Origin of the sequence: Solimonas soli DSM 21787 (genome assembly GCF_000474945.1) — a bacterium.
GTDB lineage: Bacteria > Pseudomonadota > Gammaproteobacteria > Nevskiales > Nevskiaceae > Solimonas > Solimonas soli.
The window spans coordinates 38504-62231 of record NZ_KI440839.1; the positions used below are offsets into that span (position 1 = coordinate 38504).

Annotated in this window: 29 protein-coding genes; 17 read left to right on the top strand and 12 right to left on the bottom strand. The window is 70.3% G+C overall.

The features are described from left to right. Positions 1-766: 766 nt before the first annotated feature. A complete protein-coding gene (locus K344_RS0117885; protein ID WP_028081816.1) occupies positions 767-1246 on the top strand; it encodes a glutathione peroxidase in 480 nt (159 codons plus the stop codon). Positions 1247-1373: 127 nt separating this feature from the next. On the opposite strand, the gene ypfJ is transcribed toward K344_RS0117885, so the two are convergent. Then, positions 1374-2216 carry a KPN_02809 family neutral zinc metallopeptidase gene (gene ypfJ / locus K344_RS0117890; RefSeq protein ID WP_028081817.1) on the bottom strand — a complete coding sequence of 281 codons (843 nt, stop codon included), beginning with the start codon at positions 2214-2216 and terminating at the stop codon, positions 1374-1376. A gap of 622 nt (positions 2217-2838) precedes the next feature. After that, entirely contained in the window at positions 2839-4056 is a 1218-nt protein-coding gene (gene tgt / locus K344_RS0117895) for a tRNA guanosine(34) transglycosylase Tgt (RefSeq protein ID WP_028081818.1), read from the bottom strand. A gap of 120 nt (positions 4057-4176) precedes the next feature. Here tgt and K344_RS0117900 point away from each other — a divergent pair, with 120 nt between their 5' ends. Together K344_RS0117900 and K344_RS0117905 are read left to right on the top strand one after the other, a co-directional pair. Continuing rightward, the gene (locus tag K344_RS0117900) at positions 4177-4698 is read left to right on the top strand and encodes a DUF2937 family protein (RefSeq protein WP_084197600.1); all 522 of its coding nucleotides are present in this window, start codon (positions 4177-4179) and stop codon (positions 4696-4698) included. Then, positions 4695-5084, top strand: a complete 390-nt coding sequence (locus K344_RS0117905) for a protease inhibitor I42 family protein (protein WP_028081820.1) — start codon at positions 4695-4697, stop codon at positions 5082-5084. The genes K344_RS0117900 and K344_RS0117905 overlap by 4 nt, the downstream gene beginning before the upstream one ends. Here the strand turns inward: K344_RS0117905 and queA are convergent. Continuing rightward, positions 5071-6117 carry a tRNA preQ1(34) S-adenosylmethionine ribosyltransferase-isomerase QueA gene (gene queA, locus K344_RS0117910; protein WP_028081821.1) on the bottom strand — a complete coding sequence of 349 codons (1047 nt, stop codon included), beginning with the start codon at positions 6115-6117 and terminating at the stop codon, positions 5071-5073. The genes K344_RS0117905 and queA overlap by 14 nt on opposite strands. A gap of 264 nt (positions 6118-6381) precedes the next feature. Between queA and K344_RS24225 the strand changes: the two genes are divergently transcribed. The 3 genes from K344_RS24225 to K344_RS0117920 all read left to right on the top strand — a co-directional run bounded on the left by K344_RS24225 (position 6382) and on the right by K344_RS0117920 (position 8425). Next, positions 6382-6711 (top strand): hypothetical protein, encoded by a 330-nt coding sequence (locus K344_RS24225; protein WP_157623095.1) that lies wholly within the window; start codon positions 6382-6384, stop codon positions 6709-6711. A gap of 105 nt (positions 6712-6816) precedes the next feature. Further along, on the top strand, positions 6817-7686 hold the full coding sequence (locus K344_RS0117915; protein WP_028081822.1) for a DUF1295 domain-containing protein: 870 nt from the start codon (positions 6817-6819) through the stop codon (positions 7684-7686). Between the two features lie 190 nt (positions 7687-7876). Beyond that, positions 7877-8425, top strand: coding sequence for a YaeQ family protein (locus K344_RS0117920; protein ID WP_028081823.1), 549 nt, complete (start codon positions 7877-7879; stop codon positions 8423-8425). Positions 8426-8434: 9 nt separating this feature from the next. Here the strand turns inward: K344_RS0117920 and K344_RS22445 are convergent, their stop codons facing one another. Next, positions 8435-8773, bottom strand: coding sequence for a (2Fe-2S) ferredoxin domain-containing protein (locus tag K344_RS22445; protein ID WP_051362386.1), 339 nt, complete (start codon positions 8771-8773; stop codon positions 8435-8437). A 56-nt stretch (positions 8774-8829) separates the two neighbouring features. Beyond that, complete coding sequence (locus tag K344_RS0117930; RefSeq protein ID WP_028081824.1) at positions 8830-9696, bottom strand: PA4780 family RIO1-like protein kinase; 867 nt, start codon at positions 9694-9696, stop codon at positions 8830-8832. Positions 9697-9786: 90 nt separating this feature from the next. On the opposite strand from K344_RS0117930, the gene K344_RS0117935 reads away from it, so the two are divergent. Both K344_RS0117935 and K344_RS0117940 read left to right on the top strand, forming a co-directional pair. Then, a complete protein-coding gene (locus tag K344_RS0117935) occupies positions 9787-10698 on the top strand; it encodes an MBL fold metallo-hydrolase (protein WP_043114935.1) in 912 nt (303 codons plus the stop codon). A gap of 5 nt (positions 10699-10703) precedes the next feature. Beyond that, the gene (locus K344_RS0117940; protein WP_028081826.1) at positions 10704-11531 is read left to right on the top strand and encodes an SDR family oxidoreductase; all 828 of its coding nucleotides are present in this window, start codon (positions 10704-10706) and stop codon (positions 11529-11531) included. A gap of 109 nt (positions 11532-11640) precedes the next feature. On the opposite strand, the gene K344_RS0117945 is transcribed toward K344_RS0117940, so the two are convergent. Next, on the bottom strand, positions 11641-12456 hold the full coding sequence (locus K344_RS0117945; protein ID WP_028081827.1) for an HAD family hydrolase: 816 nt from the start codon (positions 12454-12456) through the stop codon (positions 11641-11643). Here K344_RS0117945 and K344_RS24230 point away from each other — a divergent pair. Next, positions 12449-12892, top strand: a complete 444-nt coding sequence (locus tag K344_RS24230; protein ID WP_157623097.1) for a hypothetical protein — start codon at positions 12449-12451, stop codon at positions 12890-12892. The two genes, K344_RS0117945 and K344_RS24230, sit on opposite strands and share 8 nt — an antisense overlap. On the opposite strand, the gene K344_RS0117955 is transcribed toward K344_RS24230, so the two are convergent. Further along, positions 12879-13247, bottom strand: a complete 369-nt coding sequence (locus tag K344_RS0117955) for a response regulator (protein ID WP_028081828.1) — start codon at positions 13245-13247, stop codon at positions 12879-12881. The genes K344_RS24230 and K344_RS0117955 overlap by 14 nt on opposite strands. Beyond that, the gene (locus tag K344_RS0117960; protein ID WP_245586262.1) at positions 13247-14713 is read right to left on the bottom strand and encodes a DUF7125 family protein; all 1467 of its coding nucleotides are present in this window, start codon (positions 14711-14713) and stop codon (positions 13247-13249) included. The genes K344_RS0117955 and K344_RS0117960 overlap by 1 nt, the downstream gene beginning before the upstream one ends. Positions 14714-14824: 111 nt before the next feature. Between K344_RS0117960 and K344_RS0117965 the strand changes: the two genes are divergently transcribed. From K344_RS0117965 to K344_RS0117975, 3 genes are all read left to right on the top strand, one after another. After that, entirely contained in the window at positions 14825-15103 is a 279-nt protein-coding gene (locus K344_RS0117965) for a YcgL domain-containing protein (RefSeq protein WP_051362388.1), read from the top strand. A 97-nt stretch (positions 15104-15200) separates the two neighbouring features. After that, positions 15201-15485 (top strand): hypothetical protein, encoded by a 285-nt coding sequence (locus K344_RS0117970; protein ID WP_028081831.1) that lies wholly within the window; start codon positions 15201-15203, stop codon positions 15483-15485. Next, complete coding sequence (locus K344_RS0117975; protein WP_028081832.1) at positions 15482-16144, top strand: glutathione S-transferase family protein; 663 nt, start codon at positions 15482-15484, stop codon at positions 16142-16144. The genes K344_RS0117970 and K344_RS0117975 overlap by 4 nt, the downstream gene beginning before the upstream one ends. Before the next feature lie 13 nt (positions 16145-16157). Here the strand turns inward: K344_RS0117975 and K344_RS0117980 are convergent, their stop codons facing one another. Together K344_RS0117980 and K344_RS0117985 are read right to left on the bottom strand one after the other, a co-directional pair. Next, on the bottom strand, positions 16158-16529 hold the full coding sequence (locus tag K344_RS0117980; RefSeq protein ID WP_028081833.1) for a VOC family protein: 372 nt from the start codon (positions 16527-16529) through the stop codon (positions 16158-16160). Positions 16530-16581: 52 nt separating this feature from the next. Further along, on the bottom strand, positions 16582-17409 hold the full coding sequence (locus K344_RS0117985; protein WP_028081834.1) for a sulfite exporter TauE/SafE family protein: 828 nt from the start codon (positions 17407-17409) through the stop codon (positions 16582-16584). A 103-nt stretch (positions 17410-17512) separates the two neighbouring features. On the opposite strand from K344_RS0117985, the gene K344_RS24370 reads away from it, so the two are divergent. Both K344_RS24370 and K344_RS0117995 read left to right on the top strand, forming a co-directional pair. Then, a complete protein-coding gene (locus K344_RS24370; RefSeq protein ID WP_169729322.1) occupies positions 17513-17689 on the top strand; it encodes a hypothetical protein in 177 nt (58 codons plus the stop codon). Further along, positions 17686-18075: a cupin domain-containing protein gene (locus tag K344_RS0117995; RefSeq protein WP_211234581.1), complete on the top strand. Its 390-nt coding sequence runs from the start codon at positions 17686-17688 to the stop codon at positions 18073-18075. The genes K344_RS24370 and K344_RS0117995 overlap by 4 nt, the downstream gene beginning before the upstream one ends. On the opposite strand, the gene K344_RS0118000 is transcribed toward K344_RS0117995, so the two are convergent. Then, positions 18048-19109 (bottom strand): sensor domain-containing diguanylate cyclase, encoded by a 1062-nt coding sequence (locus tag K344_RS0118000; protein WP_028081836.1) that lies wholly within the window; start codon positions 19107-19109, stop codon positions 18048-18050. The two genes, K344_RS0117995 and K344_RS0118000, sit on opposite strands and share 28 nt — an antisense overlap. 146 nt (positions 19110-19255) lie before the next feature. Between K344_RS0118000 and K344_RS0118005 the strand changes: the two genes are divergently transcribed. Further along, on the top strand, positions 19256-19798 hold the full coding sequence (locus tag K344_RS0118005; protein WP_051362389.1) for a lipocalin family protein: 543 nt from the start codon (positions 19256-19258) through the stop codon (positions 19796-19798). A gap of 49 nt (positions 19799-19847) precedes the next feature. On the opposite strand, the gene K344_RS23230 is transcribed toward K344_RS0118005, so the two are convergent. Next, positions 19848-20441: a porin family protein gene (locus K344_RS23230; RefSeq protein WP_028081838.1), complete on the bottom strand. Its 594-nt coding sequence runs from the start codon at positions 20439-20441 to the stop codon at positions 19848-19850. 187 nt (positions 20442-20628) lie between these two features. On the opposite strand from K344_RS23230, the gene K344_RS0118015 reads away from it, so the two are divergent. Together K344_RS0118015 and K344_RS0118020 are read left to right on the top strand one after the other, a co-directional pair. Continuing rightward, positions 20629-21672 carry a diguanylate cyclase gene (locus tag K344_RS0118015; protein ID WP_028081839.1) on the top strand — a complete coding sequence of 348 codons (1044 nt, stop codon included), beginning with the start codon at positions 20629-20631 and terminating at the stop codon, positions 21670-21672. A gap of 101 nt (positions 21673-21773) precedes the next feature. After that, positions 21774-23705, top strand: coding sequence for an arylsulfatase (locus K344_RS0118020; protein ID WP_051362390.1), 1932 nt, complete (start codon positions 21774-21776; stop codon positions 23703-23705). The last annotated feature ends 23 nt before the right edge of the window (positions 23706-23728 follow it).

Consider the following 23728-nt stretch of genomic DNA (forward strand, 5'->3'; position numbering starts at 1 on the left):
CTCACCCAACCCTCTCCTCCCCGAGGGAGGAGAGGGCTCGAAGCTGTGCGCCGCCCTTTCACTCCGATTCCCCTCCGCCCTCTCGCGGGGGGAGGGGTCAGGGGAGGTGGGCACCCGCATCGCGCACCGAACCCGCACCGCGCGCCGCACCACCCTCCTCACCCAACCCTCTCCTCCCGGTGGGAGGAGAGGGCTCGAGGGCACGCGCCGCGCTCTCAACACCGATTCCCCTCCGCCCGCTCGCGGGGGGAGGGGTCAGGGGAGGTGGGCGCCTGCATCGCGCACCGAACCCGCAGCGCGCGCCGCAGCACCCTCCTCACCCAACCCTCTCCTCCCCGTGGGAGAAGAGGGCTCGAAGCTGTGCGCCGCACTCTCAACACCGATTCCCCTCCGCCCGCTCGCGGGGGGAGGGGCCAGGGGAGGTGGGCACCCGCATCGCGCACCGAACCCGCAGCGCGCGCCGCAACGCCCTCCTCACCCAACCCTCTCCTCCCCGCGGGAGGAGAGGGCTCGAAGCTGTGCGCCGCCCTTTCACTCCGATTCCCCTCCGCCCGCTCGCGGGGGGAGGGGTCAGGGGAGGTGGGCGCCTGCATCGCGCACCGCACCCGCAGCGCGCGCCGCGGCACCCTCCTCACCCAACCCTCTTCTCCCGACGGGAGGAGAAGGCTCGAAACCCTGCGCCGCTACCGCGATCCCTCGCCGCCGCATCGGCACCGGCGCGAGCCATCCTGCTACGCTGCGGGCCCTGCAACTCCGGAAACGAACGATGACCACCGCATACGACTTCGAAGCCAAGACCATCGACGGTACGACGCAGAAGCTCGACGCCTACCAGGGCAAGGTGCTGCTGATCGTCAACGTCGCCAGCAAGTGCGGCTTCACGCCGCAGTACAAGGGCCTCGAAGCGCTGTGGCGCAAGTACAAGGACAAGAATTTCGTGGTGCTCGGCTTCCCCTGCGATCAGTTCGGCCATCAGGAACCGGGCGACGAAAACGAGATCAAGAACTTCTGCTCGCTGACCTACGAGGTCGACTTCCCGATGTTCGCGAAGATCGACGTCAACGGCGCCAACACGCACCCGCTCTACCAGTTCCTCAAGCGCGAGGCGCCGGGCGTGCTCGGCACCGAAGGCATCAAGTGGAACTTCACCAAGTTCCTCGTCGACAAGAGCGGCAAGGTCGTGAAGCGCTACGGCTCGATGGACACGCCGGAGAAGATCGAGGCGGACATCGCGGCGCTGCTCTGAGTGTCACGCCGTTCCGCGTGAATCGCCGCCGCGGTGCCGTTGCGCTCGCGGGCCCTGCGGCCCGGCGCCCGCGATGGCAACCGGCATGAACGGATAGCGCGCGGCTGCGCCTCGCCTCGAGCGCCGCTCAGAGCCGATCCGTCGCGAAGGTATCGCAGCTCGCCACCTGTCCCGAGGCAAAGCCGGTCTTGAACCAGCGCACGCGCTGCGCCGAGGTGCCGTGCGTGAACGAGTCCGGCACGACTTCGCCCTGCGCCTGCTTCTGCAGGCGGTCGTCGCCGATCGCCGTCGCGGTGTTCAGGGCCGCCTCGACATCGCCCGCCTCCAGCCACTGGTGCCGCGCCTGCGCGTGGTTGGCCCATACACCGGCGAAGCAATCGGCCTGCAGTTCCTGGCGCACGGACAGGCCGTCCGCGCCTTCCATCGGCACGCCACGCTGGCGGGCTTCCTGCGCCTTCTCGAACACGCCGGTCACGTTCTGCACGTGGTGGCCGACTTCGTGGGCGATGACGTAGGCGTAGGCGAAATCGCCGCCGCCGCCGAGGCGCGCCTTCATCTCCTCGAAGAAGCTGGTGTCGAGATAGACCATGCGATCGCCCGGGCAGTAGAACGGCCCCGAGGCGGCGCTGGCACCGCCGCAGGCGGTCTGCACGGCGCCGGAGAACAGCACCAGTTTCGGCGGCGGATACTGCTGGCCGGCGCGCTGGAAGATGTCGCCCCAGACGTCTTCCGTCTCGCCGAGGATGGCGCGCACGAAATCGGTGGTCTCGTTCTCGGGCACCGCCTGTGTCTGCCCGGACGGCGCGCCCTGCTCGATCTGCGAGACGAGGCCGAGCATCTCGATCGGATTCTTGCCGAGCAGCAGGCCGAGCACGACGACCACGGCGATGCCGCCGAGCCCCAGCTTCACCCCGCCACGACCGCCGGCTCCGACCACGTTGTCGCTGCGTCGCGCATCACGCCATTTCATCCCGAAACTCCCGTCTGTCGGCGCGGGCATCGTCGCCGAGCGACGATGGCGATGCAATGCCGCACGCGGATCGGGCATGGCGGGCGCGCAAAGCGCGTCGCCTTCGAACCCTCTCCTCCCACTGGGAGGAGAGGCTTGGGTGAGGAGGGTGCCGCGGCGGGCGCTGCGGGTTCGGTGCGCGACGCGGGCGCCCACCTCCCCTGGCCCCTCCCCCCGCGGGCGGGCGGAGGGGAATCGGAGTGAAAGGGCGGCGCGTTTCTTCGAGCCCTCTCCTCCCACGGGGAGGAGAGGCTTGGGTGAGGAGGGCGCTGCGGCGCGCGCTGCGGGTTCAGTGCGCGATGCAGGCGCCCACCTCCCCTGGCCCCTCCCCCCGCGCGCGGGCGGAGGGGAATCGGAGGTGAAAGTGCGGCGCACAGCTTCGAGCCCTCTCCTCCCTCGGGGAGGAGAGGGTTGGGTGAGGAGGGTGCCGCGGCGCGCGCTGCGGGTTCGGTGCGCGGTGCAGGCGCCCACCTCCCTGGCCCCTCCCCCCGCGGGCGGGCGGAGGGGGACAGTGATGAAAGTGCGGCGTGCGGTTTCGAGCCCTCTCCTCTCCATGGGAGGAAGGCGCCGCGGTGCGCGGCGTTTACGCCTGAGTCGCTGTGCCGGCGCCGGTGGCCAGCTTGGATTTCGCCGGGGCGCCCTCCGGCGAGGCGAGAAAATCGGCGGCGAAAACCGCGTAACGGTCTTCCTCGATCGCGGCGCGGATGCGCCGCATCAGCTTCAGGTAGTAGTGCAGGTTGTGAATCGTGTTGAGGCGTGGGCCGAGCATCTCGTCGCAGCGGTCGAGGTGATGCAGATAGGCGCGCGAGTAGTTCCGGCAGGTGTAGCAGTCGCAGGCCGGGTCGAGCGGACGCGGATCGTCGCGATACTGCGCGTTGCGGATCTTGACGACGCCTTCGCTGGTGAACAGATGGCCGTTGCGCGCGTTGCGCGTCGGCATCACGCAGTCGAACATGTCGATGCCGCGCGCCACGCCCTGCACGAGGTCGCGCGGCGTGCCGACGCCCATCAGGTAGTGCGGCCGGTCGGCGGGCAGTTCGCCGCCGATCGCGTCGAGCACCTTGAGACGCTCGTCCTCAGGTTCGCCGACCGACAGGCCGCCGATCGCGTAGCCGTCGAAGCCGATCTCGCGCAGGCGCTGCAGGGACTCGCGCCGCAGCTCGACGTGCATGCCGCCCTGCACGATGCCGAACAGCGCGCCCGAGCCGAGCAGCGGCGGATCGCCCGCGGCGAAGCGCCGCAGCACCGGCAGCTGCGCGCGCGTCGCCGACAGCGCGAGGTGCTGCGTCTTGCAGCGCGCCGCCCAGCGCGCCGACAGTTCCATCGATTTGCGCGCCTGCGGCTCGGTGGCCGGATACGGCGTGCATTCATCGAACTGCATGATGATGTCGGAACCCAGGCCGTGCTGGACCTCGATCGAACGCTCGGGCGACAGGAAGATGCGATCGCCGTTGATCGGCGATGCGAACTTCACCCCCTCCTCGCTGATCTTGCGCAGGCCGGACAAGGACCAGACCTGAAAGCCGCCGGAGTCGGTGAGGATCGGCCCGTTCCAGCGCATGAAGCCGTGCAGGCTGCCGAACTGCTGCTGGATCAGCGCCTCGCCGGGCCGCAGCATCAGGTGGAAGGTGTTGCCGAGGATGATCTTGCTGCCGACCTCGCGCAGCTCCTCGGGCGTGACGCTCTTGACCGTGCCGTAGGTGCCGACCGGCATGAAGATCGGCGTGTCGACGCCGCCGCGGGCGAAGGTCAGGCGGCCGCGGCGCGCGCCGCCGGATTGCTGGAGGAGTTCGAACTTCACGAGGACGACGATGCAGGAAAGTCAGCAAGCATTGTCCCATGCCGGCGCCGCGCTCGCGCGCTTTGACAGCATGGCAGCGGCGTTCTACGGTGCGTTTCCGCCCGCCGCAGGGACGCGCGCATGAGAATGCTGACCGGCCTCGTCGACCGCCTGCTGTTCGTCGCCGGATTCATCGCCGCGCTGCAGCTGCCGCAGTTCGTCGACCACTACACGCAGCGCTACGGCGGCTATCACCAGGCGCTCGCCGACAGCATGGCCGAGTACCAGCGCAATGCCGACGCGCACTACGGCGGCGATCTCGAGCGCCTGATCGCCGACCTGCGCAGCGCGCCTTCCGCCGGCATCCATGACATCGGCAGCAAGCTCGCCGCCGACCGCGAACGCGAGACCGCGATGCGCGCCGGCCTCGCCATCCTCGAACACGGCTCGCTGCCGGAGAAGCTCTGGTATCTGGCGCGGCATCTGGATCGCGAGATCGCCGCCGGCACCTGGGCCGCTTTCACGCCGGGCCTGCCGCTGACGCTCGACGCGCTGCTCTGCGGCCTGATCGGCGCCCTGCTCGTCTGCGGCCTGTTCAACCTGCTGGTCTGGCCGCTGCGCGCGCTCGCCCGGCGCGGCGGCGGCGCCGAGGCGCTGCGATGAAGCGCGCGCTCGGCGTCGCCGCCCTGCTCTGTCTCGCGGCCTGTCGCGGCAACACGGAGCCCGTCGCCGTCACCGCCGCGGACGCCGGCAGCACCGTGATGCTGCACGCCGGCCAGCGGCTGCGCGTCGAACTCGACAGCAATCCGACCACGGGCTACCGCTGGCAGCTGGCGCTGCCGGCCGATGCGCCGCTGCGCAGCGAAGGCGACGCCGAGTACCGGCCCGATCCGCACGCCGCCGGTCTGGTCGGCGCCGGCGGCCACGAGATCTGGAGCTTCCGCGCCGAGCGCACCGGCAACGTGACGCTGCACTTCGAATACCGTCGGCCGTTCGAGAGCGGCCCGCCGCCCGGCCGCAGCGCCGATTTCCGCGTCAGCGTGCGCTGAACGCCTCCGGCGCCGGCTCGATCAGCATCGCGTCGCCGTAGCTGAAGAAGCGGTAGCGCTGCGCGACCGCGTGGCGGTAGGCGGCCATCATGCGGTCGTAGCCGCCGAAGGCGCAGACCAGCATCAGCAGCGTGCTTTCCGGCAGATGAAAATTGGTGAGCAGCAGATCGATCACGCGGAAGCGGTAGCCCGGCGTGATGAACAGGCGCGTCTCGCCGCTCTGCGGCCCCAGCGTGCGCACGCGATCCTGCGCGGCGGCGGCCGATTCCAGGGCACGCGTCACCGTCGTGCCGATCGCCACCACGCGCCCCGCCCGCGCGCGCGTCGCTTCGAGCTTCGCGCACAGCGCGGCGTCGATCGCGTAGCGCTCGCTGTGCATGCGATGTTCGGCGAGATCGTCGACGCGCACCGGCTGGAAGGTGCCGGCGCCGACGTGCAGGGTCAGCGTCGCCGTCTCCACGCCGCTGGCGGCGAGCGCCTGCAGCAGGGCCGCGTCGAAATGCAGGCCGGCGGTCGGCGCCGCGACCGCGCCGGGCTCGCGCGCGAACACGGTCTGGTAGCGCTCGGCGTCGACGGCGTCCGGATCGTGCGCAATGTACGGCGGCAGCGGCAGGCGGCCGGCGCGTTCGAGAAAGGCCATCACGCCGTCGGCGCCGTCGTAACGCAGATGGAACAGGTCGTCGTCGCGGCCGAGTACCGTCAGGCGATCGTCGCCGACCTCGATCACGCCGCCCGCCTTCGGCTTCTTGCTGACGCCGAGCTGGGCGAGGAATTCGTGCGCATCGAGCACGCGCTCGACGAAGATCTCGACGTGGCCGCCGGTCGGCTTGCGGCCGAACACCCGCGCCGGGATCACGCGCGTGTCGTTGAACACGACGAGATCGCCGGGCGCCAGCAGCGCGGGCAGATCGACGATCATGCGGTCGGCGAGTTGGCGGCCGACGTGCAGCAGGCGGCTCGCCGAGCGCGCGGCGGTGGGATGCTGGGCGATCAGCGCTTCGGGCAGTTCGTACGAGAAATCGGTGCGGCGCATGGCGGGAGCGGGCGAAACGGCCGCGTATTCTCGCAGAAGCGCCGCCCCGCCCATAAAAAAGGCCCGCGCTCGGCGGGCCAGTTCAGGTGAGATGCCACGGACGGCTGAGGGATCAGCCGCGGCACACGTTACGGGCTCGCGGGCTCATAACCTGAGCCCGCGGCGGCAGTGGCCGGCGACGCTGCGGCGTCCTCCAGCCAGTTCGGCAGGCGCTCGCGACGCTATAGTCGAAGACAAAGATCTTCGGCGGAGGAGCGCAGAGACATGGATGCCAACGCACATTCCGGAGAAGTGTTCACGCACGAGTTTTTCGCGCCGCCGTCCTACCCGGGCGCGATCCAGCGCGACGAATTGCTGAACCGCCTGTTGCGCACGCCGGCGTGTCGGCGCGGGGCGGAAGGGCGGGGTCAGCAGCAGCCGTGGACCGGCGCGGAAGCGGCGGGCGGATCGATGGCGGCGCGCGCGCCGGCGGGCAACATGGGTTTCTCCCCTCTCGTCGGATCGATCGGCCGGCGGCGCCGGTCCTCGTCACGTGCTTTTGGTGAGGGAGAAACGAAGCGCCGGCCTACAGGCCCACGCTACACGAACGGGTAGTTTTCCGGGTAGCCCCGCCGCCGGCGGGCCCGCCCCGTGGCGCGGCCGGTCCTGCTATCGTCGCGGCACGGCGCCGCAGAGCGCCGGCCTTGATTCGGGGAAAACATGAAATCCAAGCACACGGCGCTGGCGCTCATCGCCATCGCCTATGTCGCGGCCGTGGCGGCGGCCGCCGCCATCCTGCTCGGCACCGCGCTGCCGGCACCCTGGGATGCGCTGCTCGCGGACGTCGTGGCGACGGTCGTCGTCTTTGTCTTCAGCCGGCGCTACCGCAACTCGAGCTTCTACGATGCCTACTGGAGCGTGATCCCGCCGCTGCTCGCGCTGTGGTGGCTGGGTCATCGCGCGGCCGGCATCGACATGACGCGCGCCGTGCTCGTCGTCGTGCTGGTCTGGCTGTGGGGCATCCGCCTGACGGCGAACTGGGCGACGCACTGGCAGGGCCTGCGGCACGAGGACTGGCGCTACCCGCTGGTGCGCGAGCGCGCCGGCCGCCACGCGGCGCTTGCCGACTTCTTCGGCATCCACCTGTTCCCGACCCTGCAGGTCTTCCTCGGCTGCCTGCCGGTCTACGCGGTGATGGTCCACGGCGGCGCGCCGTTCGGCGCCCTCGACGTGCTCGCGCTCGTCGTCACCGCCGCCGCGATCGTCATCGAGACGCTTGCCGATCTGCAGCTGCGCGCCTTCATCGCCCGCAGGCAGCCCGGCCAGTTCATCGCCAGCGGCCTGTGGGCCTGGTCGCGGCACCCGAATTATTTCGGCGAGGTGAGCTTCTGGTGGGGCCTGCTGCTGTTCGGCCTCGCCGCCGCGCCGCAGCAGGGCTGGTGGACGATCTGGGGCGCGCTGACCATGACGGCGATGTTCGTGTTCGTCAGCATCCCGTTCATGGACCGGCGCAGTCTCGAACGCCGCCCGGCCTACGCGGAGCACATGCGCAAGGTCTCGGCGCTGCTGCCGCTGCCGCCGCGGCGCTGAGCGGCGGCCATCCCGCGAACGGATCAGGCGACGGGCGCGCCACGATACTCGGCTCGGCCGCCTGCTGCGCGCTGTGGCTCGGCAGTGGCCGCACGATGCGCCTGCGCGGCGCCAGAGCTGCCAGCTCACCCTGCAGCGCAGCGAGGCGGCACTGGCGTAAGCTGCGCGGCCCTGCCCCGCGCCGACGCCGATGGCCCTCACTGCGACGATCCACGTCTTCACGATCCAGCTCGCCGACATGGATCGCGGCGTCTACGAGAACTTCGAGCTGCGCGTCGCGCGCCAGCCCTCCGAGACCGCCGAGTTCATGCTGGCGCGCCTGCTCGCCTACTGCCTGGAATACCAGGACGGCATCGCGCTGACCGAAGGCGTCGCCGCGGTCGACGAGCCGGCGGTGCTGGTGCGCGACCTGACCGGCCGCATCACGGCGTGGATCGAGATCGGCGCGCCGGACGCCGAGCGCCTGCACCGCGGCAGCAAGCTCGCCGGCCGCGCCGCCGTCTACACGCACCGCGATCCGGCGCCGCTGCTGGCGCAGTACGCCGGCCGCAAGATCCATCGCGGCGACGAGATCCCGGTCTACGAACTCGGCAGGGCATTCATCGCCGAGGTCGCGCCGCGCCTCGAACGCCGCGCCAGCCTCGCGATCACCGTCACCGAGCGCCAGCTCTATCTCGATCTCGTCGATCTCGCCGATCGTCAGTATGTGACGACGATCGTCGAGCACCGCGCCGGCTGAGCGACCGCTTCAGCGCGCGGCGTCCGGAGGCGTGCGCAGCCAGTCGATGACGCGTTCGAGGTCGTCGCCGTTGCGCAGCACGCGCAGCGGCTTGTCCGTCGCCAGTTCGCCGCCGCGCGCCACGGTGATGCCGTGCTTCGGGCACAGGTCGAGACAGCCGCAGTCGACCACGCGCACCCGCGGGCCGCCGGCCTGCGCCTTCAGGCGCCGCTTGAGTTCCTTGCGCAGCGGCCGGCCGCTGCCGGCACGGGCCTGGCGCTTGACGCATTTACGGCAGATCAGCAGCAGTTCGTCCCAGCCGGCCGCCGCGCGGATCGGCGGCCGGCGATCATCGCGATCGCTGTCCATGCTGCTGGGACCGCGCCGCGCGCCGGCAATTCCCCGCGCAATGCCACCGCGGCCAACTATTCCGGCTGCGCCGCCGCCTCGGCCTCGTCGCGGCCGCGCTGGCGCCGCTCGGCCTCGCGGCGCGCTTCGTCGATCTGCAGCAGCACGCCGCCGACGTCGGCGCGGCGCGTGTCGTGCTCGAAGCGCCCGGTCAGCGGGCTGTCGGGGCGCAGCTCCGAGTTCTCGTACAGCTTCCAGATTTCGTGCGCGTACTCGGTGTCGAGCAGCTCGGGCGCGTAGCGGCCGCAGTACGCGGTGACGTTGCCGACATCGCGCGCCAGCATGCGGAAGGCATTGTTGTTGCCGGCCGCGTCGACCGCCTGCGGCAGGTCGATGATGACCGGGCCGGCGGCGCCGAGCAGCACGTTGAACTCGGAAAGATCGCCGTGGATGAGGCCCGCGCAGAGCATGCGCACGATCTGCCCGATCAGGAAGGTGTGCCAGGCGCGTGCCGCCTCCGGCTCGGGCACGACGTCGTTGAGCCGCGGCGCGACATTGCCGTCGGCGTCGACGATGCGCTCCATCACCAGCACGCCCTCATGGTAGAGATGCGGCCGCGGCACGCGCACGCCGGCGGCGCTGAGGCGGTACAGCGCGTCGACCTCGGCGTTCTTCCACGCCGTCTCCTGTTCGCGGCGGCCGTGACGGCTGCGCCGGCCCATGGCGCGCGCGTCGCGGCTGCCGCGCGCCTTGCGGCCTTCCTGGTATTCGGCGAGCTTGTGGAAGCCGCGCTGCTCGGCGTCCTTGTAGACCTTCGCGCAGCGGATCTCGCCGCCGCAGGCAACCAGATAGACCGCCGCCTCCTTGCCGCTCTTGAGCGGCCGGATGACCTCGTCGACCAGGCCGTCGTCGATCAGCGGCTGCAAGCCCTTCGGAATTTTCATGCGCCATTGTGAACGATGCGGCGCCGCGGCGACGGCCGTCGCCGCCGCCGCTACACTGCGCGCGGGGATTTCCATGGACGGGGGCATCGCATGCGCAAGCTTGTCGGAGGACTGCTGGTCCTCCTGCTGATCGGTGGAGTGTACTGGTGGTACGCGGTCGACGCGCGGCCGCCGGCCGACGCGTCCTACGAGTTCGATCTGGCGCAAATCCGCACGCTCGCCGACGCCCTGCCCGGCGACAAGCCGGCGGCAGCGCGTTACGAGAAGGTCTCGGCCTACGTCTTTCCGGAAGCGATGGTGATGGCCGGCGGCAGCTGGCGGACGGTCGACATTCCGATCTACGCCTACCAGCTGGTCTACGCCGGCAAGACGGTGATGATCGACTCGGCCTTCGACCGCAGCCTCGCCAAGCCCGACTTCATGGTGCCGTTCTTCGACGATGCCGCCTACGCGCGCGTCGAGCGGGCGCTGGGCAAGGCCGCGCTGATCGTCATCACGCACGAGCATCCCGATCATCTCGGCGGCCTCGCCCGGCATGCGCAGCTGGCGACGATCCTGCCGAACGTGAAACTCACCGACACGCAGATCGCCGATGCGAAGGCGCTCGCCGCCGCCGGCCTGCCGGCCGACGCGCTGAAGGACTACGCGCCGCTGCATTACGACCGCTACACCGCCGTCGCGCCGGGCGTCGTGCTGGTCGCCGCGCCCGGCCACACACCGGGCAGCCAGATGGTCTACGTGCAGCTCGCCGACCATCGCGAGCTGCTGTTCCTCGGCGACGTCGCCTGGCAGATGCGCAACATCGTGCAACTGCGCGAGCGACCGCGCTGGGTCACCGACTGGATCATCGACGAGGACCGCCGCGCCGTGTCCGCCGAATTGCAGACCCTGCATGCGCTGCGCGAGACTGCGCCCGGCCTGCGGCTGGTACCCGGCCACGACGGCGCGGCGATCGACGCCCTGACGCGCGCCGGCGTCCTGCAGGCGGGTTTCACGGAGTGACGCGCATGACACGGAATGTCTTCATCACCGGCGGCAACAACGGCATCGGCTACGAGATGGCGCTGGCCCTCGCCGCGCGCGGCGACCGCGTGATCATCGCCTCGCGCGATCTCGCCAGATCGCAGGCCGCGGTCGCGCGCATCAAGGCGACGCAGGCGAATGCGCAGATCGAGGCGCTGGCGCTCGATCTCGGCGATTTCGCCGACATCGACCGCTGCGCGGCGGACGTGCTCGCGCGCATGCCCACGCTCGACGTGCTGATCCTCAACGCCGGCCTCTACACGCTGAAGCTGCGCACCTTGCAAAGCGGCTTCGAGGCGATGTTCGGCATCATGCATCTCGGCCACTTCCGCCTCACGCAGAAGCTGCTCGACGCGGTCAAGGCGGCAGCGCAGGGCCGCGTCGTCGTCACCAGCTCGGCCATTCACGCGCTCGGCAAGATCGACGAAGCCAGCTTCCGCGATCCGTCGCGGCACTGGATCGGCCTCAGTGCCTACGGACAGGCCAAGCTCGCCAACCTGCTGTTCACCCGCGAGCTGGCGCGTCGCCTCGCCGGCAGCGGCGTCACTGTCAACGCCTTCCATCCGGGCACGGTCGCCACCGGCATCTACGACGAACTGCCGGCGCCGGTGCGCAAGCTGATCGTCGCCGCCATGCTGACGCCGGCGCAGGGCGCCGACACGGCGATCTGGCTCGCCACCGCGCCGGAGCTGAAGAACGTCAGCGGCGAATACTTCGTCCGGCGCCGCGTGCGGCCCGGCAGCGCGGCGAGCCGCAGCGTCGAGCTGGCGCAGCGCCTGTGGCTGTACAGCGAGGAGCTGGCCGGCTTCTAGGGCCCGTTATTGACGCGGCCCGCACCTTTCGCGGCGGGTGCGCCTGTTTGGCCGGGCAGGGTTTCCTTCAAGTTCGTCGTGGCCGCCTCGATGACGCCGACGGCGGCGCTCAGGCCGCCGTCGTCACGCTGATCAGCTGGCGCGCCAGCGCCACCAGCTCGCCGAGGTCGCGCACGATGCCGTCGGGCACGTGCGGATGGCGCACGGTGCCGGGAAAGATCCGGTCGATCCAGTGCCGGTCCCAGCCGGCGCCGTTGTAGAACACCGCCGTCACGTCCGCCGCCTTGGCGGCGACGATGTCGGTGGTGCTGTCGCCGACGTACCAGCAGGACAGATCGGCCGGCGCGCCGAGATCGGCGAGCGCTTTCAGCACGAGGTCGGGATGCGGCTTGCGGCGCCAGACGTCATCGCCGCAGACCATGGTATCGAACAGTTCATGCCAGCCTTCGCCGTCGACCGTGTAGATCTCGTGCGCCATGAAGCGCCGCGCGCGGTTCGACAGCACGCCGATGCGGATGCCGAGCGCGCGCAGTTCGAGCAGGCGCTCGCGGGCGTCTGCTTCCATCGGCTTCACCGCGCCGAAGTGCTTCGCGTAACTCTGGTCGAAGGCCTCGTGCGCGATGCGCTTGGCCTCCTGGTCGCTGCCGAACAGCACCTCGAAGATGTCGGTGCGCGACAGCTTGCGCTCGGCGCGGAGCTTGGGATGCAGGCTGGCGTGCTCGCGCACGTACTTGACCAGCTTGGCGTCCTCCAGCGTCTTCGACTGGCCGCGCGGCACCAGCCTGTCGATCAGGCCCAGCGGTCCGAGCCGCGGCAGCACGTCGTCGAGCGCGTAGTACATGGCATCCATGGTATCGACCAGCGTCGCGTGCCAGTCGAACAGCATCACGCGCGGCCGCGCGCGCGGCATCTGCAGGATGCTCATCGATCGTCGTTCTCCTCGCGCGCAGCGTCGGTTCGCGTCCGCCGGCTGTCAAGACGGCGCAAATCACGCGGGCACGGCCGCGTGCCGCCGTGCGAAATCGGCGCGCGTGCTTGTGGTGAAACCCCGTCACCATGCGCCGCCCGACGAAGGGCCGCGGCCGCAGCGGCGCGGCGGTTATGGTGGGCGGCGGATTCGAACAGGGAGAGTCGAAAATGCGCGCCGTCCGCCTGTCGCTGCTGACCGTCCTGGGCCGGTCACCGGCGTCGACGGCAACGCCGGGCAAGGCGGCACGATCGATTCGGTCGGCGCCGTGGTCGGCGACGACAGCCTGCTGCTGAACTCCGGCTACGACACCTTCGGCAGCCCCGGACGCTTCCAGGCCGGACCGGGCAACGCGCTCTACGTGCTGCGCCTGCCCGACGCTAGCGCGCCTTGAGCAGGCGGACCACGGCGCGCTCGAACTCGGTGTACTCGAACGGCTTGCGGATGAAGGCGTCGGCGAGCGTCGGCGAGACTTCGGGCGGCAGTCCCGAGCTCATCAGCAGGATCGGCGTCGAGGCGCGTTCGCCGGCGGCGCGGATGGCTTCGATCAGCTGCAGGCCGTCCATGTGCGGCATCATGTAGTCGGTGACGACCAGATCGGGCGCCTCGGCGACGAACAGCTCCAGGCCGCGCCGCCCGTTCGGCGCCTTCGAGACCCGGTAGCCGGACATCTCGAGCAGTATCGCCGTCGTCATCAGGGTGCCGGGCTCATCCTCCACCAGCAGGATGTGTGGCGGCCGCGTGCTCATCAGGCATCCGCCGGTGGCCGGTGAGCGTGGCCGGTCAACAGCCCTTCGGTATCGCGGAAGACGTCGCCGATGCGGATGCCCCTGGCGTCGATCACGAAGCGACGCACGGCCGAATCGAAATCGCTGTCGCGCACCTTGAGCACCGACAGCAGGCGGTGCAGCGCCGAATCCAGCTCGACGTAGCGCATCAGCAGGATGTTCTCGGCCACCGCCGAAATCGGGCCGAAGGAGATTTCGGAACGCTCGCCGATGATCTGCGGCACCTCCGAGGTGTACAGCGAGGTCACGCCTTCGGCGCGCAGGACATGGGTGAGCGCGGCGAGGAAGGGCGAACTGCGTTCGTCGTAGAACTGGGCGCGCTCGAAGCCGCGCAGGCCGTCGACGAGCACGCGCTTGGCACCGCGCCGCCGCACCGCCTCGATCAGGCGGTAGCCGAGTCCGTCGAGCGAGGGCTCCGAAGCCGGCTGCCAGACCACCTCGACGGCGCCGCGGCGGACCAGTCCCTCGAGATCGATGCCGAGCATGCGTGCCTTGAGCGCGAGGCGCGAGGCGTTCTCGTAGAAGCCGAAGATCAGGCCCGGCGCCTGCTCGCTGCATTGCGCGATGAAGTGCAGGCCGAGCGTCGTCTTGCCGACGCCGGTAGGGCCGAGCACGAGGGTGGTGGAGCCTTGCGGAACGCCGCCGCCGATCAGGCCGTCGAGCGCCGGCACGCCGCTCGGCACGCGCGCCACTTCGGCGGCGCCCTGGCCTTCGAGGCCGGTCGTCGCTTCGAGCCGCGGCAGCACGCGCATGCCGTCGTCGCTGATGACGGTGGTGTGCAGGCCGGCGACGAAGTCCGAGCCGCGGAACTTGTGCACCTGCACGTAGCGGCTGCCGAGATGGCCGTGCGTGGCCGTGGCCACTTCGATCCAGCCGTCGACCATCGTGTACTCGGGACTCGCCTGCGTGCGCCGGCTGTTGGTCAGCAGCAGGATCGTCGCCGTAAGGAGGCTCGCGAGCGTCGACAGATAGTTCACGAACTTGCGGAACTCGCGTTCCGACTGCACGCTTTCCTCGAGCACGAACAGGCCGTCGACGACGATCAGCGACGTGCCGCGGCGCTGGCTCTCGTGATTGAGCAGGCGCAGGATGCCCTCGAGGCCGCCGCTCTCCAGATCGTCGTAGCCGCTGACATAGAAGATCGACGACGGCAGCCGGCGCTCGTCGTAGAAGCTCATGCGCTCGAGGTTCTGGATCAGCCGCGCGTGCGACTCGGCCAGCAGGGTCACGTACAGGGCCTTCTCGCCCTGCGTGACGCGATGGAAGCAGATCTGGTTGGCGAGTATGGTTTTGCCGGCACCGGGCGAGCCCTGCACGATGTAGACCGCGCCCGGCAGCAGACCGCCGGAGAGTACGGTGTCGAGGCCCGGCACGCCGGTGGTGATGCGCCGCGGCGGCGTCTTGTCTTTTTCGTCCCTGTCGCTCACGCCAGTCCTTGTTGCGCAGCTGCGCCGTGTTTTGCGCGATGATAGAGTCAGCGCGCGCTGATCGCGACCTTCGCCGCATCCTGCCCGCGGCTTCATGAACGCCTGCCGACCGTGAGCGAAACCCGCATGTCCTGCCTCGTCTACCGCTGCACGCGGCAGGCCGAGATGTATCTGTATCTGCGCAGCGATGTGGCGCCCGACAGCCTGCCCGAGGCCTTGCGCCAGCGCACCGGCCGCCTGATCGAGGTGATGAAGCTCGAGCTGACGCCGCAGCGCAAGCTGGCGCGCGCCGATGCCGCGAAAGTCATCGAGCGCCTCGCCGCCGACGGTTTCTACCTGCAGATGCCACCGCACGCGCAGATCGATCCGCACCTGTACTTCGGCGACTGAGGCCGCTGCCGGCGGCGCGCTTGCGGCGTCCGCGCCCTGCCCCGACACTGCGCGCAGCGCCGGCCGCAATCCCGCGGCCGCTGCGAAGGAGACTGCGATGCCGCGCGCCATCATCACGATCCACCTTCCGACCCACCGCCGCACGGCGCTGAAGATCGAGCACGACAGGCCCGAAGCGGCGATCGCCTACGACGGCCAGATCGGCGCCTACCTGCAGTTCCTCAAGGGCGAGGCGCAGCGCGCGGGCTTCAGCATCGAGACCGACGAACGCGACTGGGGCCCGCTGTTCAGCATCGACGAAATGGACCATCAGGCGAAGAAGGCGGCGCACGACTGGCTCAACACGCAGCCCGATTTCTGGAACTGGATTCCGTCCGCATGATCGTCGTCCATCACCTCAACAACTCGCGCTCGCAGCGCGTGCTGTGGCTGCTCGAGGAGCTCGGCCTGCCGTATGAGGTCAAGCGCTACGAGCGCAACCGCAAGACCATGCTGGCGCCGCCGGAGCTGCGCGCCGTGCACCCGCTCGGCAAGTCGCCGGTGATCAGCGACGGCGAACTCACGATCGCCGAAACCGGCGCCATCATCGAATACCTGCTCGAACGCTACGGCGAGGGCCGCCTGCAGCCGGCGGCGGGCACGCCGGAGCGACTGCGCTACCGCTACTGGCTGCACTACGCGGAAGGCTCGCTGATGCCGCTGCTGGTGATGAAGCTCGTGCTCAGCCAGATCGCGCCGCGCGCGCCGGCGCTGGTGCGGCCGCTGGCGCGCAGGATCGGCGACGGCGTGCTGCAGGGCTTCGTCGAGCCGAACCTGAAGACGCATCTCGCCTACGTCGACGCCGAGCTCGGCAGGAGCGCCTGGTTCGCCGGCGACGCCTTCAGCGCCGCCGACGTGCAGATGAGCTTTCCCTGCGAAGCGGCCGGCGCGCGCGGCGGCGGCCACTATCCGCGCATCGCCGCCTTCGTCGAGCGCATCCGCGCGCGGCCGGCGTATCGCCGCGCGCTGGAGCGCGGCGGTCCATACGCGCTGCCCGGCTGAGCGGGCGGCGCGCTCAACGCTTGATGCAGAAGAAGTTGAGCTTGTTGCCGTCCGGGTCGCGGAAGTACGCGGCGTAAAAGCCACCGCCGCGATCGCCGGGCGCGCCTTCGTCGCTGCCGCCGAGTTCGAGCACCTTGCGATACAGCCGGTCGACGGTCTCCGGCCGGTCGACGGCGAGGCCGATCATGGTGCCGTTGCCGACACTGGCGGTCTTGCCGTCGTAGGGCTTGCAGACGCCGAAGCCCGGCTTGTCGGGCGCGATGTTCCAGGTGATGAAGCGCTCGGTCTGCATGCCGCGCCGGGCGCCCAGCTCGCCGAGGATGCCGTCGTAGAAGCGCGTCGCGCGCGCCAGGTCATTGGTACCGAACAGCGTGTAACCGATCATCGTCCCGCCTCTCCTTCGTTCTTGTCGGCGCCGCATCGTAGCGCATCGTCGGTCACGGCCAGCCCGTCACCTGCGCCACGAGACCGCCGGCGACGAGCAGCATCAGCAGCGCGAAAGCTTCCTGCAGCCGCGCGCCGGCGATGCGCGGCGCGAGGCGCCGGCCGCCGTACATGCCGCCGAGGGCACCGAGCACGAACGGCAGCGCGATCGCCCACGGCAGCGCGTGGCCCTGCAGCAGACTCATCAGCACCGTCACCGCGCTGATCAGGGCGATGGCGAGCAGCGAGGTGGCGATCGCCGAATGCATGGACAGTTCGCTGCCGGCGCGCAGCGACGGCACGATCACGAAGCCGCCGCCCACGCCGAGCAGGCCGGACAGGAAGCCGGTGGCCGCGCCGGTCGCGGCGATCAACGTGGCGCAGGGCCAGTTCCAGATCAGGCGTCCGCGCGCATCGAGCCGGCAGACGGGCCCCGCCGCCGCGCCCTCGTCGCCCGCCACCGTGGCGCGCACGATCGCGGCCTCGCGCGGCGCGCGGCGCGCCAGGCGCCAGTTGCGCAGCGCGACGATCGCCAGCACCGCGCCGAACAGACCGGCGAGCACGGCATGCGGCAGGCGCGTGGCGAGCCACAGGCCGAGCGGCGCGGTGACGAGACTGGCGAGCGCCATCAGCAGCGCGGCGCGGTAGCGGATGTAGGCGACGTCCCAGGCGACGACGGTGCCGAACAGCGCCGAGGCGCAGACCGCGACCAGGGCCACCGGCGCGGCCTGCGGCAGGCTCCAGCCGAGCCCCCACATCAGCAGCGGCACGGCCAGCGCCGAGCCGCCGGCGCCGGTCAGGCCGAGCACGAGGCCGGTGATCAAGCCGAGCAGCAGGCTCATGCATGCGTCCGCGGCATGCGCTGGCGGGCGGTGGAGGAACGAGGCAGCATGGCGGCGATGATGCCATCGCGCGCCGCGCAAGCGCAGCGAAGCCGGAGAACCGATGCCGCGAAACAGCACACCACCCTGGCGCAAACCGTCACCGGGCCGCAAATCGACGCCGCTCAGCGAACGCCAGCGTGCCGCCGCGCGCGCGCGCGCCGAGGCCGCCGGCCGCCGCTATCCGAATCTGGTCGACAACATGTGGGCGGCGCGCCAGGTGCCGCGCGACGCATCGTGACCGGCGCCGGCCCGCAGCCGGCGGTGCGGCGCGGCGACGCGCAGGCCGAGCGGCTGACCGCCGAGCGCTGCTACATCACCGAGCTGTCCAATCACGACGGCGACGAGGCCGTGTCGATCGCCAGGGCGCGCGTCGCGCCCGGCGTGACGACGCGCTGGCACCGCCTGCGCGACATCGCCGAGCGCTACGTCATCGTCAGCGGCCACGGCACCGTCGAGGTCGAAGGCCTGCCGGCGCTGCGCGTCGCGCGTGACGACGTCGTGCTGATCCCGGCCGGCCACCGCCAGCGCATCCGCAACGACGGCGAGCAAGACCTGATCTTCCTCGCGATCTGCACGCCGCGTTTCCGCTGGGACGCCTACGAGGATGTCGACCCGGCGTCCTGAGCGTCGCCGATCTCGACGCGATTGCGGCCGCCGCGCTTGGCGCGGTACAGCGCCGCGTCCGCCGGCCGCAGCAACTCGTCGGCGGCGCGCCGGTCCCGCGCCTCGACCCAGCGCACGCCGAGGCTCGCGGTGACGCCGATCGGTCCGCTCAGGGTCGGCAGCGGTTCACCGGCGAGCGCCGCCCGCAGGCGTTCGGCGACCGTGCGCGCGTCTTCGGGCGTCGCCTCCGGCACGATCGCCAGGAATTCCTCGCCGCCATAACGGCCGAGCGAATCGCGTGCGCGGATCGCCGCGAGCATGCGCGCCGCCGCCTCGCGCAGCACCTCGTCGCCGACGGCATGGCCGTGGCTATCGTTGATCTGCTTGAAGTGATCGAGGTCGACCAGCACGAGGCCGGTGCCCTTGCCGTCGCCGCGCGCGGCGGCCAGCTCGCGGCGCAGGATCTCGTTCATCGCGCCGCGGTTCCACAGGCGCGTGAGCGGGTCGATTGAAGCGCGCAGGCGCATACGGTCGAGTTCGGCGAGCAGCTCGTCCTGCGCGCCGCAGACGAGGTTGAGGCGGAATTCGGCCTCGACCATCTTCGCGAAATCGGCCAGCGCTTCGCGATCCCCGCCGCTCATCTGCCGCGGCTTGCGATCGATCAGACACAGCGTGCCCAGCCGCGCGCCGGCGGGGCCGCGCACCGGGCAGCCGGCGTAGAAGCGGATGCGCGGATCGCCGGTGACCAGCGGGTTGTCGGCGAAGCGCGGATCGTGGCCGGCGTCGTCCACCACCATCACCTCGTCGCTGTGCAGGGCGTGGCCGCAGAAGGAGACTTCGCGCGAGGTCTCGCAGATCGTCAGCCCGGCCACCGACTTGAACCACTGGCGGTCGCTGTCGAGCAGCGAGATCGCCGAGATCGGCACGTCGAAGGTGCGGCGGGCGAGCCGGGTGATGCGTTCGAAACGCGCCTCGATCGGTGAATCGAGGATGCGCAGCGCGCGCAGCTGCGCGAGGCGCTCGATTTCGTCCTCGGGGATGGCGGGGGCTTGCACATCGGGCTCCGGCTTTCGTCGTTTCCAGTATATCGGCGGCCCGCCGTCGGACGCAGCCGTCCGGCGCGGCGCTGAATCCGGACCGGCGGCCGCCGCGTATTCCGGGCATGCGCTTCATTCCCAGCCATCGTCGAGCCGGAGCCTGCATGCCCCACAAACCGCTGCTGTTGATGCTTTCCGCCCTGGTCGCCGGATGCGCGGCCTCGCCGCCGCCGCTGCCGAGCGTCGCGCACGTCGATCTGTCGCGCTACGCCGGCAGCTGGTACGTGATCGCCAGCATTCCGACCTGGATCGAGAAGGACACCGTCAACGCCATCGAACACTACGAGCTGGCGCCCGACGGCTCGATCCCGGCCACCTTCAGCTACCGCCGGAAGCGCTTCGACGCGCCGCTGAAGACCCTGAGCTCGACGGCCACCGTCGTCGACCACGTCAGCAATGCCGAATGGGCGGTGCAGTTCGTCTGGCCGTTCAAGGCCGAATACCGGATCGCCTGGCTGGCCGCCGACTACGCGCAGGTGATCGTCGCGCGCAGCAAGCGCGACTACGTCTGGTACATGGCCCGCACGCCGAGCGTGTCCGACGCCGATTTCGCGGCGGCGCGGCGGCGCATCGCCGAGCTCGGCTACGACGTCGCGCAACTGGTCCGCGTGCCGCAGCGCGGGCCCGACGCGCCGGCGGCGCGCTGAGACGCAAGCGCTGGCGGCCGGCATCGCGCGTGCCGGCCGCCGCCTGCCGTCAACCGCCGAAATTGAACTGCAGGTTCAGCGAGGCGGCATCGATCTTGGTGTCGACGTTGTCGCCGTCGAGATCGTAGCGCTCGTACTCGGCACGCAGGTCGACGCCTTCGCCGAGCGGAACGCGCACGCCGAGGCCCCAGAAGAAATCGGTGCCGTCGTCGCTGGCCTTCAAGTTGGTTCCGCGTATATGGGCGTCCTCGTTCCAGAACAGCGCGCCGGCCTTGGCGTAGGGCTGCACGTAGCGCAGCGGGATGTCGGCGACCAGGGCCGCCGTCCAGCCGTCGGCTTCGGCGCGCGCGCTGTTGTTCTCGGCATCGCCGAAGTCGACGTACTGGCCTTCGATCGACAGCACCGGATTGAAGCGGAAGCCGGCCAGCGCCTTCCACGACACGTGGTCGTCATCGAAGTCGTCCGGCTGGTTCGGAAAGTCATCCGATTCGTAGAACTCGTTCTTGACGCGCGTGTAGATGGCGCCGCCGCCGATGAAGAAGCCCGGCTCCCGATGCGGCAGATCGTCCGCCAGCGCCGGCATCGGCATCGCGACCACGGCGCCCATCGCCAGCGCCGGCAGCAGCAGTTTCTTGTATTTCATGTCGACATCCCTCCGTGGATTCACGATTTATTCACTACGCCGAGGAACCGGCGCCGCCAGCGAAAAGTGCAGCCGGTGCACTGAATCGGTACTGAACTCGCGCAAAGAGACTCGTCGTGCGCGGCGCGCGGCCCGTGCGCGGCGGGGGCCGTGCTGGCACACTGCGCACGGGCGAATCCGGGAACGCATGGCGAGCAGGGCAAACACCGAAGACGAGCGCTTCGTGCGGCGCGTCTACCGTCTGCGCGTCCTCGGTCTCGGCGCCGGGGCCTGCGCCGTGGCCGCGACCTTCGCCGCCGTGCAGGCGCCGCCGCTGGCCTGGTTCGGCATGCTGCTGCACGCCCTGGTGTGGCCGCACGTGGCGCTGCGCTGGTCGCTGCACGACGGGCGCCCGCAGGCCGCCGAGATGCGCAATCTGCTGATCGATTCGGCGCTCGGCGGCATCTGGATCGCGCTCATGCATTTCATGCTGCTGCCGTCGGTGCTGCTGGCGACGATGCTGTCGATGGACAAGCTCGCCGCCGGTGGCTGGCGCCTGCTGGCGCGTACCGCGACCGCGCAGCTGAGCTGCGCCGCGCTGGGCGGGCTGGTCACCGGCTTCGTCGTCGAATGGCCGACGCCGACGCCGGTCATCGTCGCCTGCCTGCCGCTGCTGATCGCCTATCCGCTCGCGGTCAGCACCGCGACCTACGCGCTGGTGCGCAAGGTGCGCCGCCAGAACCGTCAGCTCGCCGAGCTGAGCAGCGTCGACGCGCTGACCGGCCTGGCGAGCCGCGGGCACTGGGAGGAAGCGGCGCTCGGCATGCTCGAAAGCTTCCGTCGCGGCGGACCGGCGGCGACCATGCTGCTGATCGACATCGACCTGTTCAAGAGCATCAATGATCGCTACGGACATCCGGTCGGCGACAGCGTGATCCGCGGCATCGCGGCGATCATCCGCCGCGAGCTGCGCAGCACCGACATCGCCGGCCGCTACGGCGGCGACGAGTTCGCGATCGTGCTGCCGGCGACGCGACGCGACGCCGCGCACCGCATCGCCGAACGCATCCGCGAGCGCATCATCGAGACCAGCTTCGACGCGCAGCTGCGCGGCTCGTGCACGGTGAGCATCGGCGTCGCCGAGCTGTCGTCGACCATGCACGACGTGCGCGCCTGGCTGATGCAGACCGACGCGGCGCTGTACCGTGCCAAGACCCGCGGCCGCAACTGCGCGGTGGACGCCGCGGCCTGAAGCGCCGCGCCAGGTTCGCGTATAAGCATCGAGCCAATCGTTACTGGCCGGCACGACGGTGCCGTTCCTAGACTGCGCCCCTTCACCAAGGGGAGGTTCGCATGAACGGTGCGCGGGCACGCGGCATCAAGGAATCGCGCGGCTTGCGCCGCACGCTGATCGCCACCGCGATCGTCGCCAGCCTGTCGGCCTGCGGCGGCGATCATCACGACGACGCCGGCGGGCACCCGAACATCCTCTACATCATGGCCGACGACCTCGGCTACTCGGACATCCACGCCTTCGGCGGCGAGATCGACACGCCGAACCTCGACGCGCTCGCCGCCAGCGGCCGCCTGCTGCTCAATCACCACGCCGGCACGGTCTGCGCGATCACCCGCGCGATGCTGATCTCCGGCACCGATCATCATCTCGTCGGCGAAGGCACCATGGGCCGGCCAAACGACGAGCGCGCCGGCCTGCCGGGCTACGAGGGCTATCTCAACGACCGCTCGCTGTCGGTCGCGCAGCTGCTCAAGGACGCCGGCTATCACACCTACATGGCCGGCAAGTGGCATCTCGGTTCCGGCATCCCGGGCAGCGACGCCGGCAGCGGCGAGACGCCGGACCAGTGGGGCTTCGAGCACAGCTACGCGCTGCTCGGCGGCGCGGCGAGCAATCACTTCGCGCACGAGCTGGCCGGCTCGAAGAACTACACCGAGGACGGCGCCTACGTGCAGCCCGGCCAGCCGGGCCAGCCCGGCGGCGCCGGCGGCACGCCGGCGGTGTTCTACTCGACCGACTTCTACACGCAGAAGCTGATCTCCTACATCGACGCCGGCCACGGCGACGGCAAGCCGTTCTTCGCCTACGCCGCCTACACCTCGCCGCACTGGCCGCTGCAGGTGCCGGAACCCTGGCTCAGCAAGTACAAGGGCCGCTACGACGTCGGCTACGGCGCGATCCGCGCGGCACGCATCGAGCGGCAGATCGAGCTCGGCATCATTCCGGCGAGCTTCAATCCCTTCCCCGGCCTGCCCGGTACGACGACGCGCGCGCCGGCCAGCGCCAACAACGGCACGCCGGCGGCGAAGTACATCAGCGCCGTGCACGGCCCGGCCGACGGCTACGTCGACCATCACCAGGGCTACGTCGACAAGGAGTGGAACGACCTGACGCCGCTGGAGCGCAAGGCGCAGGCGCGCTACATGGAAATCTACGCCGGCATGGTCAACAACCTCGACTACAACATCGGCCTGCTGATCCAGCACCTGAAGGACATCGGCGAGTACGACAACACCTTCATCATGTTCCAGTCGGACAACGGCGCCGAAGGCTGGCCGATCGATTCGGGCGCCGACCCGAAGACGACCGACGAGGCCAACGCGAGCTCGCCGGTCTACGAAACGCTCGGCACCGACAACGGCCAGACCAGCGCGAAGAATCTCAAGTACGGCCTGCGCTGGGCCGAGGTGAGCGCGACGCCGCTGTCGCTGACCAAGGGCTACTCCGGCGAAGGCGGCGTCGGCGTGCCGGCGATCGTGCGCCTGCCCGGGCAGGGCAAGAGCGCCGCCGCCTACGACGAGTTCACGCACGTCACCGACAACACCGCGACCTTCCTCGCCATCGCCGGCGTGCAGCCGCCGACCACGCCGGCGCCGGCGGCGATCGATCCGGACAGCGGCGTCGACGCCAACAAGGGCAAGGTCGTCTACAACGGCCGCAACGTGTATCCGGTGACCGGCAAGTCGCTGCTGCCGGTGCTCGAGGGCAAGACCGCGCAGGCCGTGCACAGCGATGGCTTCGGCGACGAAGCCTACGGCCGCGCCTACGTGCTGAGCCCGGACGGCAACTGGAAGGCGCGCTGGACCGAGCCGCCGGTCGGCCCCGCCGACGGGCACTGGCAGCTGTACGACATCCGCCGCGACCGCGGCGAAGTCGAGGACGTGGCGGCGCAGCACCCCGATGTCGTCGAACAGCTGGTCACGCAGTGGAGCGCTTACATGAGCAGCGTCGGCGGCGTCGAGCCGCTGCAGCCGAAGGGTTACTACTAAGATGGATGTCGTCGCCGCGCGTC